Origin of the sequence: Kitasatospora sp. NPDC101801 (genome assembly GCF_044766665.1) — a bacterium.
In the GTDB taxonomy this organism is placed as follows: domain Bacteria; phylum Actinomycetota; class Actinomycetes; order Streptomycetales; family Streptomycetaceae; genus Kitasatospora.
Window position 1 is genome coordinate 1 of record NZ_JBIWML010000079.1, and the last position, 12,505, is coordinate 12,505.

Consider the following 12,505-nt stretch of genomic DNA (forward strand, 5'->3'; position numbering starts at 1 on the left):
AACACGACGTGACCGTCGAGACCAGCACCGACCGCATCACGGGCGACCTCACCAAGTGGATGGCCGCCCGCGCTTCCTAAAACACGGCCTAGCCGCACCCCCTCGCCCGCCACGTCGCTCCCGGCGATCGGCAGCGCGACAGTGCCGAAGCACACAGCGGCGCCGGAGCACCACGTCACCGTTCGGTCACTGTTCGCAACGATGCGCGACCTTACCCGGTTCCCGTCCGAACCCGCCAGTGCGGTGGGAGAGCGCGCCCCCGGCGGTTACCTGCCCTTGGCGGAAGGCAGCCAGTGGCGCATCACCGCCAGCAGGTGATCGGTCTCGACCGGCTTGGTGACGTGGTCGGTCGCACCCGCCTCCAGGCTCTTCTCCTTGTCGCCCTTCATCGCCTTCGCGGTGAGCGCGATGATCGGCAGCCCGGAGTACTGCGGCATCCGGCGGATCGCCTCGGTGGTCGCGTAGCCGTCCATCTCCGGCATCATGATGTCCATCAGCACCAGTGCCACGTCCTCGTGCTGCTCCAGCACCTCGATGCCCTCGCGGCCGTTCTCCGCGTACAGCACGGTGAGGCCGTACTGCTCCAGCACGCTGGTGAGCGCGAAGACGTTCCGGATGTCGTCGTCCACGATCAGCACCTGCTCACCGTCGAACCGGCCCTGGAACTGCGCGGGCACGGTGCCGGCCGGCTCCTGACGGGGCGTCGGCTCGGCCTCCTGGGCGGCGGCCCGGCGGCGTTCGGCCGCGCCCCGGCGGCGGACCTCGGCCAGGTCGCGGACCTCCTGGGCCCAGTGCTCGGCCGGGTTCTCGCCGATCGGGACGGGCGTGCCGACCGGGGTGACCGCGATGGTGGCGCGGACGGGCGCCAGCGCCCGGTCCTGGCCGGGGGCGTCCGGGGCCTCGCTGCGCAGCGGCAGGTAGAGGGTGAAGACGGAACCCTCGCCGAGCTCACTCTCGGCGTGGATCTCGCCGCCGAGCAGCCGGGCGATCTCCCGGCTGATCGAGAGCCCGAGCCCCGTCCCGGCGTACCTGCGGCTGGTGCCGCCGTCCGCCTGCTTGAACGCCTCGAAGATCTCCCGGAGCTTGTTGCCGGGGACGCCGATCCCGGTGTCGGAGACCGAGAAGGCGACCAGCGGCTCGTCCGGGTCGTTGATCGCGGCGTTCTCCAGCAGCTGTTCCCGGACGTGCTGCGGGACGGCGCCGTCGGCCCGGCGGATCCGCAGCTCGACCGCGCCGCTGTCGGTGAACTTGACCGCGTTCGACAGCAGGTTGCGCAGCACCTGCTGGAGCCGCTGCTCGTCGGTGTGCAGGGTGACCGGCAGGTCCGGCGAGACCACCACCGCGAAGTCCAGGTTCTTGTCGGCGGTGAGCGGGCGGAACGCGGCCTCGACGTAGTCGACCAGCTGGACCAGCGCGATCTTGGCCGGGCGGACGTCCATCTTGCCGGCCTCGACCTTGGACAGGTCGAGGATGTCGTTGATCAGCTGGAGCAGGTCGGAACCGGCGCCGTGGATGGTCTCGGCGAACTCGACCTGCTTGGAGGAGAGGTTGCCCTCGTTGTTGTCGGAGAGCAGCTTGGCCAGGATCAGCAGCGAGTTGAGCGGGGTGCGCAGCTCGTGCGACATGTTGGCGAGGAACTCGCTCTTGTAGCGCGAGGCCAGCGCGAGCTGCTCGGCGCGCTCCTCCAGGACCTGCCGGGCCTCCTCGATCTCGCTGTTCTTGATCTCGATGTCCCGGTTCTGCTGGGCGAGCTGCTCGGCCTTCTCCTGGAGCTCCTCGTTGGTCCGCTCCAGCTCCTCCTGGCGGGCCTCCAACTCGGCCGAACGCATGGAGAGTTCGGCGGTGAGGCGCTGGGACTCCAGCAGCAGGCCCTCGGTCTTGGTGTTGACGCTGATGGTGTTGACGGTGACGCCGATCAGGTCGGCGATCTGGTTCAGGAAGTCGATGGCGACGGTGGTGAAGGAGGAGAAGGTGGCCAGCTCGATCACGCCGAGCAGCCGGCCCTCGAACAGCACCGGCAGCACCACCACGTGGGCCGGGCTGGCCTCGCCCAGTCCGGACGCGATCTTCAGGTAGCCGGGCGGGGTCTCCTTGAGCATGATCGAGCGCTTCTCCACCGCCGCCTGGCCGACCAGGCCCTCGCCGGGGCGGAAGGTGGTCGGCATCGAGCGGCGCTGGTAGCCGTAACTGCCGATCAGGCGCAGCACGGTGTCGTTCTCGTCGTCGTCCTCGGTGATCAGCTCGGCGGTCCGGCCGGCCGGCTGGGCCAGGAAGAAGGCGCCGTGCTGGGCCGAGACCACCGGGGTGAGCTCGGTCATGATCAGCGCGGCGACCGCCTCCAGGTCGCGGCGGCCCTGGAGCAGACCGGAGATCCGGGCCAGGTTGGTCTTCAGCCAGTCCTGTTCCTGGTTGGTCCTGGTGGTCTCGCGCAGGTTGGCGATCATCTGGTTGATGTTGTCCTTGAGCTCGTCGAGCTCTCCGGACGCGTCCACGTCGATCCGCAGGCTGAGGTCGCCGCGGGTCACCGCGGTGGCCACCTGGGCGATCGCCCGGACCTGGCGGGTCAGGTTGTCGGCGAGTTCGTTCACCGAGACGGTGAGGTCCTGCCAGGTGCCGTCCACCCCGGGCACCCGGGCCTGACCGCCGAGCCGGCCGTCGGTGCCCACCTCGCGGGCCACCCGGGTGACCTCGTCGGCGAAGGCGCCGAGCTGGTCGACCATGATGTTGATGCTGGTCTTGAGCTCCAGGATCTCGCCCCGGGCGTCCACGTCGATCTTCTGCGACAGGTCGCCGCGGGCGACGGCGGTGATCACCAGGGCGATGTTCCGGACCTGACCGGTCAGGTTGTTGGCCATCTGGTTGACGTTGTCGGTCAGGTCCTTCCAGATACCGGCCACGCCCGGCACCCCGGCCTGGCCGCCCAGGATGCCGTCGGTACCCACCTCCCGGGCCACCCGGGTCACCTCGACGGCGAACGCGGACAGCTGGTCGACCATGGTGTTCAGGGTGCCCGCCAGGGCGGCGACCTCGCCCTGCGCCTCGATGGTGATCTTCTTGGACAGGTCGCCCCGGGCCACCGCGGTGGCCACCTCGGCGATGTTCCGGACCTGTGAAGTCAGGTTGGAGGCCATGAAGTTGACGTTGTCGGTGAGGTCCCGCCAGATCCCGGAGACCCCGCTCACCCGGGCCTGCCCGCCGAGGATGCCCTCGGTGCCCACCTCGCGGGCCACCCGGGTCACCTCGTCCGCGAAGGCGGACAGCTGGTCGACCATGGTGTTGACGGTGAGCACCAGCTCGCGGATCTCGCCCCGGGCGTCGACGGTGATCTTCTTGGAGACGTCGCCGCGGGCCACGGCGGTGGTCACCTCGGCGATGTTGCGCACCTGCGAGGTCAGGTTGTTGGCCATCAGGTTGACGCTGTTGGTGAGGTCCTTCCAGGTGCCGGAGACCCCGGGCACACTGGCCTGGCCGCCGAGGATGCCCTCGGTGCCGACGTCCCGGGCGACCCGGGTGACCTCGTCGGCGAACGCCCCGAGCTGGTCGACCATCGTGTTGATGGTGTTCTTCAGTTCCAGGATCTCGCCGCGCGCATCGACCTTGATCTTCTGCGACAGGTCGCCCTTCGCCACGGCCGTGGTGACCTGGGCGATGTTCCGCACCTGACTGGTCAGGTTGTTGGCCATCGAGTTGACGTTCTCGGTCAGGTCCTTCCAGACCCCGGCCACCCCGGGCACCTGGGCCTGCCCGCCGAGGATGCCCTCGGTACCGACCGCGCGGGCCACCCGGGTGACCTGCTCGGCGAAGCCGGAGAGCTGGTCGACCATGGTGTTGATGGTGTTCTTCAGCTCCAGGATCTCGCCCCGGGCGTCCACCTCGATCTTGCGCGAGAGGTCGCCCTTGGCCACCGCCGTGGTCACCTCGGCGATGTTCCGGACCTGGGCGGTCAGGTTGTTGGCCATGAAGTTCACCGAGTCGGTGAGGTCGCGCCAGACCCCGGCCACGCCCGGCACCTTGGCCTGCCCGCCGAGCCGGCCCTCGGTGCCCACCTCGCGGGCCACCCGGGTCACCTGGGCGGAGAAGCCGTTGAGCTGGTCCACCATCGTGTTGACGGTGTTCTTCAGCTCCAGCATCTCGCCGGCCACGTCCACCGTGACCTTGTGCGAGAGGTCGCCCTTGGCGACCGCCGTGGTCACCTCGGCGATGTTGCGCACCTGGGCGGTCAGCCGGCCGGCCATGGTGTTGACGGAGTCGGCCAGGTCCTTCCAACTGCCGGTCGCACCGCGCACCCTGGCCTGACCGCCGAGCTTGCCCTCGGTGCCCACCTCGATGGCCACCCGGGTCACCTCGTCGGTGAACTCGGAGAGCTGGTCCACCAGCCCGTTCACCGTCCGGCCGACCTTGAGGAACTCGCCGCGCAGCGGGTGGCTGGCCCCGTTGGTGTGGACCGAGCGCAGCTCCATCCGCTGGTCCAGGTCGCCCTCGGAGATCGAGGTGAGCACCCGGCCGACCTCGGCCATCGGGCGGGCCAGGTCGTCGATCAGCGCGTTGCAGTTGTCGACCGCCGCCATCCAGGCGCCCTCGCCGACCCCGCTCTCCAGCCGCTCGGAGAGCCGCCCCTCCCGGCCCACCGCCCGCCGGACCCGGGCCAGTTCACCGGTCAGGTGCTGGTTGCGCTCGGCCACCTCGTTGAAGACCGCCGCGATCTCGGCCAGCGGCCCGTCGCCGGGCACCGTCAGCCGCCGCCGGAAGTTGCCGTCCCGCATCGCGGTCAGCGCACCGAGCAGCTTGCGCAGATCGGCGGGCTCGGCCCCCCGGTTGTGGTTCGGGCGCCGCCCCGAGGCGGCCCGCACCGTCGGACGGCTGCCCTGGCGGGCGACCGTCGGGGTGGTACCGGGTACGTCCTTGGTGGCCGAACTCAACGGGGCCCTCCCAGATTGTGACCGTCTCCGCGCCACCCCCTTCGGGGTGACCACCGGCCCGCCGCACTCGGGGCGACGCCGGCGCACCTCGACCGTAACCCTTGGGCCGGGTGCTGCGGACCCCCCAGTCTGACAGCACAGCCGCCGGGTGTCCGTCCCGTTGCACAGGGTCTGCACCCGGGCAGCGCAAAGCACCCCTCCCGGAGCGGGCCGGTCCCCGCCCGGCGGAGTGGCCGGAATCACCCGGAGGTGCTTCTTTCCGTCCACCGGGCCCACGGAGGTGCCGCCGGAAAGTAGGGTGGGACGCCGCACCGACCCCGGGACGCCCGACCCAAGGGCAGATCCGACCGGGTCGGGGCAATCGGATCTGATGGGAGAAGTGGCACGTGGTCACCGCGCGCGCAGCCGCCACCTTCGAGCCGGTCGGCAGGTCGGCCGCCGCGGCGCGCGGCTTTGTCCGCGACGCCCTGCTCGGCTGGGGGCTGCCCGAGGTGGTCGACGACGCCGTGGTGCTGGTCAGCGAGCTGGTCACGAACGCCGTCGTGCACGCCGGTACGGCCGCCGAGGTGTGCTGCCTGCGCGAGGAGGAGACGATCCGGATCGAGGTGACGGACCGTCACCCGGAGCGCGGTCTGCCCTCGTTCACCAACGTCCCCGCGCAGAGCTCCGAGCGCTACGGCGACCCGGACGGCGAGGGCGGCCGGGGCCTGCTGATGTGCTCGGCCATCTCCACCTGCTGGGGCGTCGAGTACTCCGCCGGGCAGAAGACGGTCTGGTTCCGGCTCGCCCTCCCCGACCACATCATCGGCACCCGGTACGCCCTGCCCGCCCTGCCCGGCGGCGAGCTGCCGGGCGCCGACGGCCCGGTGCTGGTGGCCGTGGTCCAGGTCGACGACCAGGGCCTGGTCACCAGGTGGAACCAGGACGCCGAGGCGCTGTTCCGGCTCCCCGCCGAGCAGGCGGTCGGCCGGCCCTGGTCCGCGTACGTGCGCTGGCCGTCGGACGGTCCCGAGCTGGCCGAGACGCTCCGGCTGGCCCGCTGGGAGGGCGGCTTCGCGCTCCGGCTGGACGGACAGCCCGAGGTGTACGCCGTGCAGGTCCGGGTCAGGGACACCCACGGCGTCCCGTCCACGCTCTGTCTGCTGGTGCCCGAGAGCGACCGGGCGGTGCTCCGCTCCCCCGCGACCGGCGCGGACGCCCCGGCCGGGGCCGAACCGCTCGACCTGCTGGTCGGACCGATCGGCCCGGACGACCTGGGCGGCCTGCTGCAGCGGATCGTCGAGCGGGCCCGCGACCTGCTGGACGCGGACGCCGCGTACCTGCTGCTCACCACCGACGACGAGACCGAGTTCGAGCTGCGGGCCGCCACCGGCCTGCCCCGCGCAAGCCGGCTGGTCCCGCCGATCGCGGTCGACGAGGGGGCCGGGCGGTACGACTCGGCCCGGCTGCCCGCCGTGCACGAGGACCTCTCGGTCCGGCCCAACGTCGCACCGCTGCTGGCCGGTTCGGGGCTGCGGTCGCTGATCACCGTCCCGCTCAAGGTGGACGGGCGGCTGACCGGCTCGCTCGGGGTGGCCGCGGCCGGGCCCGGCCGGTACGACAACGAGGACGCGCTGCGGCTGCAGTTCGCCGTCGACCGGGTCGCGCTGGCGCTGGAGAGCGCCCGGCTGACCGAGCTGGAGCGGCTCCGGCGCGGTTCGCTGTCCTTCCTGGTGGAGGCGTCCGACCTGCTCGCCGGCACCCTGGAGCACGGCCAGACGCTCGCCCTGATGGCCCAGATGGCGGTGCCCACGCTGGCCTCCTGGTGCGCCGTCTACACCACCCACGACGCCGGGGCCGAGCTGGCGTTCGTGCTGCACCAGGACGAGGACCGGATCGACCAGCTGCGCGCGCTGCTGGACAAGACCCCGGCCCCGGAGGCCGGCCCCGACAACGGCGTCCGGTTCTGGACCGCCCCGGTCGAGGCCGCCCGGCAGAGCGGGCTGACGGACAGTCCGGAGCTGGCCGGGCTGCTCGGCGAGACCGTGGTGCTCCCGCTGGCCGCCCGGAACCGGGTGATCGGCCTGCTGGTGCTCGGTGTCTCCAGCGGCCTGCGGTTCCGCCAGGAGATGCTGGAGCTGGCCGAGGACCTGTCCCGCCGGGCCGCCCTGGCGCTGGACAACTCCCGGCTCTACTCCGAGCGCACCGCCACCAGCCAGGCGTTCCAACGGGCGCTGCTGCCACCGGAGTTGCCGAAGATCCCGGGCGTCGAGGTGGAGGTCTTCTACCAGGCCGCGGGCGAGGGCAACGAGGTCGGCGGCGACTTCTACGACATCTTCCCGATCCGCGAGGGCACCTTCGGCTTCGCGATCGGCGACGTCTGCGGCACCGGCCCGGAGGCCGCCGCCGTCACCGGGCTGGCCCGGCACGCGCTCCGGCTGCTGGCCCGGGAGGGGCTGGACGGCCCGCAGCTGCTCGGCAGGCTGAACACCGCGATCCTGGACGAGGGCACCCGCAGCCGCTTCCTCACCCTGCTCTACGGCGAGTTGACGCCCCGGCCGGACGGCAGCACCGACCTCTCGCTGGTCTGCGCCGGGCACCCGCTGCCGCTGCGGCTGACCACCGACGGCCGGGTCGACCCGGCCGCCACCCCGCAGCCACTGCTCGGCGTGCTGGACGAACTCGACCTGGTGGCCGAGCAGTTCACCCTGCACCCCGGCGAGGTGCTGCTCTGCGTCACCGACGGCGTCACCGAACGCCGGGAGGGCCAGCGGATGTTGGGCGACGACGGGCTGGCCGCGGTGCTCACCGGGTGCACCGGCCTGACCGCCGGCGCGGTCTCGGCCCGGGTGCAGCGGGCGGTCGAACGGTTCGCCGCCGAGCCGCCGTCGGACGACATGGCCATCCTCACCCTGCGGATTCCCGAGCAGCGTCAGGGCTGATCCGCTCACTCCCGGTCGGGCTCGTTCAGCAGTCGTCCCCACACATCTGACGACCGGACAAATTGTGGGATTCACAAGGGTACAAGCCCGCTCGGGCCGGGTACACCGATCTCACCGGGGAACACCCCGGAGGGGACCGACCGGCAGCTCCGACCTGCCGGTTCATCATTCAGCCGCAGCCGCCCGCACCGTGGGACCGTCCCTGGTTCCGTGCGCCCACGGCCGGCACGCGCATCCACCTTCACGCACACTCCTGCCGCGTTCGCGGCGCACCAGAGTGAAAGGAGCCTCCGGTGAGCAACGAAGCTACCGGGGCGAACGCCCGATCCGCCGATGCCGGCACCCTCGGCTACCTGGCTCTCGGTCTGACCCTTCTCGCGTACGGCATCCTCGGCACCGGGATCTTCTCCGGCACCGGCCTCAAGGACGCCGCCTCAGTCGCCCACCTGGTCGGCGGGCTGACCCTCTTCATCGCCGGCCTCTGGCAACTGCGCAGCGGCGACGGCTTCACCGGCACCGCCTTCACCAGCCTCGGCGCCTTCTGGGCGACCTGGTCGGCAGCAGGCGGCGCGAGCAAGAACGCCGCCGGGCTGTTCCTGCTGCTCTGGGCCCTGCTCGTGCTGAGCCTGACCCTGGCCGCCTGGAACTCCGGGCTGTTCGGCCGACTCATCTTCGCCCTGTTCACCCTCTCCCTGGTGGTCAGCGCGATCGGGGTGCTGAACAGCAGCTCGGGCCTCGGCAAGGTGGGCGCCTGGCTCGCCGCCGCCGCCGGCCTGGTCGCCTGGTACTCGGCCACCGCCGCGCTCGCCGAGAGCGGCTGGGGCCGGGCGCTGCTCCCGACCCGATGAGCCCTCACGGGGGCTGCATCACCACCTGAACACCCGCAGCCGGGCCGCCCGCCCCACCGGGCGGCCCGGCTGCGGGCTTTCCGCCGCCCTGGCCTTCGAGGCTGCCCCGCACCGCTCAGAGCACGACCGCGCCGAGCGGCAGCCGCCCCGCCGCGAGCCGCTCCGCCCGACCGGTCGCCAGGTCCACCACCGTGATCCCGTCCCAGCCGCCCGGCCGGCTGAACCCGCCGGTGACGTACGCCGTCCGGCCGTCCCGGGAGACCGTGACGTCCTCGTGCGGGCCCTCCAACGGGACCAGCCGCTCGGCGCCGCCCGGGCTCCGGACCGTCAGCGACGGCCCGTGGTCCTCGGCACCGATCGGTCCGGTGCCGACCACCAGCAGGGTGCCGTCCGGGGTCAGCGCGGTGCCGTGCTGGTGGGTGTCGGCGGTCATCCGCTCGACCGTCACCGCCCCGGTGGCCGGGTCCAGCACCGCCAGCCGCTCCCCCTCGAACGGCAGCAACAGCCGTCCGTCGTACCGGACTTCGGCGTAGTGCGGCTTCAGCCAGGAGCCGAGCCCGCCCGCCGTGCCGTACGGCGCCACCTCCAGCCGGCGCGGGCGCAGCCCGTCCACCGGCACGGCCGTCACGTCGAAGGAGTCGTGCCCGACCGCGTACACCTCCCGGCCGTCCGGCGAGACCAGCACGTCGAACGGCCGCCGACCGACCGGCACCCCGTCGGTGACCCGCTGCTCCGCCGCGTCGAGCACCTCCAGCACCCCCGGCCTCCCCGGGACGTTGACCCCGACGAAGACCCGCCGCCCGTCCGGCGAGAGCGCGATGCCCATGCCGCCGCCCCGGTACTCGCCGGTGGTCACCGGACCGGTCGCGGTCCGGTACGGCACCAGCGCGAGCAGCCGGCGCTCCCGGGTGTCCACCACGGCCACCCCCTCGGCGGTCGCCACCCAGGCCCGGCCGTCCGCACCGAGCGCCACGCCCCAGGGCGCGGTGCCGACCCGGACCGAGCCGGTCGGTCCTGCGGCCGGGTCGACGAAGGTCACGGTGTCGCCGCCGAAGTCGGTCAGCAGCAGGGTGCCCGGCTGCGCCGGTGCCGTCGGCGCGGTCCGCACCGTGGGTTGCGTCACCTGTTCCGTCGTCCGTTGGGCGGTCGGACCGCCGCAGGCGGCCAGCAGGACCGCCAGTGCCCCGAGCCCGACCGCGAGCCGTCGACCGCTCATCTCCCGCCGCCTTCCGTCGTCCTACCGCCATCCTCCGCCGGGCGCCGGGAGCCGAGGTCCGCGATCGGCCGACCGCCGGGTCATCCGATCGGCTGATGCGACCAATCGGAAGAGCGGATTCCGCTCCGGCACAATCGGGAGATGCGCTTCGTACCGTTGCTGCCCGCCGACCGCCCGGCCACCTCCGCGCCCGGACGCCGGCTGCTGGAGGCGGCGGTCGGCGGGGTGGTGCTGCTGATCACCTACGCGGCGCTGCGCAGCGTCGGCCTCTCCGGCACCCTCGACCGCAGCACCCTGCTGTTCCTCGGCACGGCCTCGCTCGCCTTCACGCTGCTCAGGCACCGGTACCCCGACGCCGCGCTGCTCGGCCTGGCCGCTCTGGTCGGGGTGCTGCCCAGCGCCGCCATGCTCACCGCGATCGTCAGCTATACCACCTCCCGCCGGGGCGGCCGCCCCTGGCGGCGCGACCTGGTCCTGGTCACCGCCGCGCTGCTCCCGCTGGTGGTCAGCGAAGTCCGGCTGGACTACTGGCAGGGCGGCCGCTGGCAGTACGCGCTCGCCCAGGGCGGGGTGCTGGCGGTGGTCGCGGTGCTGATCCCCGGCCTGGTCGGCACCGCCGCCGGGCAGCAGGACCAGCTGGTCGGCGCGCTGCGCGAGCGTACGGCGGCGGCCGAACGGGCCAGGCGCTCCGCCGAGAACGAGTCCCGGATCCAGGAGCGGTCCAGGATCGCCGCCGAGATGCACGACCTGGTCGGCCACCGGCTCAGCCTGATCTCCCTGCACGCGGGCGGCCTGGAGCTCGCCCTGGACCGGCAGGCGCCCCAGCTGAGCGGCGAGGCCGAACAGCTCCGGCAGGCCAGCCGGGACGCGATGGACGAGCTGCGCCAGGTGCTCGGCGTCCTCGGCCCGCTCGGCCGGGACACCGGCACGGACGCGCTCACCGACGCCACCGGCACCCGGGCCGACATCCTGGCCCTGATCGAGGAGTCCCGCGCGGCGGGCATCCCGGTCTCCCTCGACTGGCAGGGCGAGGACCTGACCGAGGTCCGGCCGCAGGTCCGACGGGCCGTCAACCGGGTGGTCCGGGAGGCGCTCACCAACGTGCACCGGTACGCGGTCGGCGCCACCGTCGAGGTGACGGTGGCCCAGCTGCCCGGCAGCGTCGAGGTGACGGTGATCAACGGCGCGCCGCCCGTCCCGCCGGCCGTCACCACCGGGCTCGGCAGCGGCCGGGGCCTGGACGGCCTGCGCGAACGGGTCGCGGTGCTGGGCGGCCGACTGACCGTCGGCCCGGTGCCGGGCGGCGAGTTCGAGGTCCGGGCGATCCTCCCCACCGACCCGCCCGCCGCCGGGGCCCGGGCCGAACAGGCCGTCGGCGACGGCCCCGCCCCGCTCGCCCTCCCGGCGGGCGCCGGCGGGCGGCTCCGGCGCCAGCTCGCCAGCGCCGTGTCGGCCGCCCTCGGGCTGGCCGGGCTCGGGGTGATCCTGCTGCTCGGCCTCGGCCTGGTCCAGCAGACCCGCCCGTACGACGGCCCCCCGCCGGTCAGCGCCGTGCACACCGGTATGAGCACGAGTCAGGTCACCTCGGTGGTCGGCCCCGACAGCCCCTCGGTCCGCTCCGCCGCCGCCGGCCGCGAACCGACCCGGCCCGGCGGCACCACCGACTGCCTCTACCCGTACACCGGCCGGACCACGGAGAGCGACCGGCTGCTGGTCACCCGGTACTGTTTCAAAAGTGACGTTCTGTCCGAAATCACCACTTTCACCACCCCCCTGGCACCCTGACCACCCATCGACCGGGAGCTGCGCATGACCGACGACAGCGCTGAGCGGGCCACACCGATCCGGGTGCTGCTGGCCGACGACGAGCCCGGCATCCGGGCCGGTCTGCGCCTGGTCCTCCAGCACGCCGAGGACATCGAGGTGGTGGCCGAGGCCGCCAACGGCGCCGAGGCCGTCGCGGAGGCGGCCCGCACCCCGGTCGACGTGGCGCTGGTCGACATCCGGATGCCGGTCCTGGACGGGCTGGCCGCGATCGACCAGCTGATCCGGCTCGAACCCCGGCCGGCCGTCGTCATGCTGACCACCTTCGGCGAGGAGGAGAACGTCACCCGGGCGCTGCGCTCCGGTGCCAGCGGCTTCCTGCTCAAGGACGACGGCCCGCACGAGCTGATCAGCGCCGTCCGAGCGGCGGCCGCCGGGGACGCCGTGCTCTCCCCCGGGGTCACCGGACTGGTCGTCAAGCGGATGCTCGAAGGCGACCCGGCCGACCCGGAGGACCCGGGCACCGAGGCGGCCCGCCGGATCGCGGCCCTCGCCCCGGCCGAGCGGGAGGCGCTCGCCCTGCTCGGCGCCGGCATGCCCAACCTGGAGATCGCCCTCCGGCTCGGCATCGGCCCCGACTCGGTGAAGACGCTGATCGACACCATCCTCGACCGCACCGGCGCGGACACCCGGGTGCAGGCGGCCCTGCTGGCCACCCGCGCCGGGCTCACGCCGGAGAGCGCCTAGGCCGTGTTTTAGAACGGGGTTCCGGTCCAGTCCTCGCGCTGTGATGATCATGGTGTGGGGCGTGGAGATCTTTCTGATGAGCAGTGGTCG

At 73.0% G+C, this 12,505-nt stretch carries 6 protein-coding genes; 4 read left to right on the top strand and 2 right to left on the bottom strand.

Annotated elements, in window-relative coordinates; translation table 11 throughout:
• Positions 1–266 precede the first annotated feature (266 nt).
• On the bottom strand, positions 267–4,850 hold the full coding sequence (locus tag ACIRPK_RS36430; RefSeq protein WP_403047150.1) for a HAMP domain-containing protein: 4,584 nt from the start codon (positions 4,848–4,850) through the stop codon (positions 267–269).
• A gap of 455 nt (positions 4,851–5,305) precedes the next feature.
• Between ACIRPK_RS36430 and ACIRPK_RS36435 the strand changes: the two genes are divergently transcribed.
• Together ACIRPK_RS36435 and ACIRPK_RS36440 are read left to right on the top strand one after the other, a co-directional pair.
• Positions 5,306–7,840, top strand: a complete 2,535-nt coding sequence (locus ACIRPK_RS36435; RefSeq protein WP_403047137.1) for a SpoIIE family protein phosphatase — start codon at positions 5,306–5,308, stop codon at positions 7,838–7,840.
• A gap of 293 nt (positions 7,841–8,133) precedes the next feature.
• Positions 8,134–8,688 carry a GPR1/FUN34/YaaH family transporter gene (locus ACIRPK_RS36440; RefSeq protein ID WP_403047140.1) on the top strand — a complete coding sequence of 185 codons (555 nt, stop codon included), beginning with the start codon at positions 8,134–8,136 and terminating at the stop codon, positions 8,686–8,688.
• 115 nt (positions 8,689–8,803) lie between these two features.
• On the opposite strand, the gene ACIRPK_RS36445 is transcribed toward ACIRPK_RS36440, so the two are convergent.
• Positions 8,804–9,904 (bottom strand): hypothetical protein, encoded by a 1,101-nt coding sequence (locus ACIRPK_RS36445; RefSeq protein WP_403047142.1) that lies wholly within the window; start codon positions 9,902–9,904, stop codon positions 8,804–8,806.
• A gap of 141 nt (positions 9,905–10,045) precedes the next feature.
• On the opposite strand from ACIRPK_RS36445, the gene ACIRPK_RS36450 reads away from it, so the two are divergent.
• On the top strand, positions 10,046–11,689 hold the full coding sequence (locus ACIRPK_RS36450) for a sensor histidine kinase (protein ID WP_403047145.1): 1,644 nt from the start codon (positions 10,046–10,048) through the stop codon (positions 11,687–11,689).
• Between the two features lie 24 nt (positions 11,690–11,713).
• Positions 11,714–12,415, top strand: coding sequence for a response regulator (locus tag ACIRPK_RS36455; RefSeq protein WP_403047148.1), 702 nt, complete (start codon positions 11,714–11,716; stop codon positions 12,413–12,415).
• The last annotated feature ends 90 nt before the right edge of the window (positions 12,416–12,505 follow it).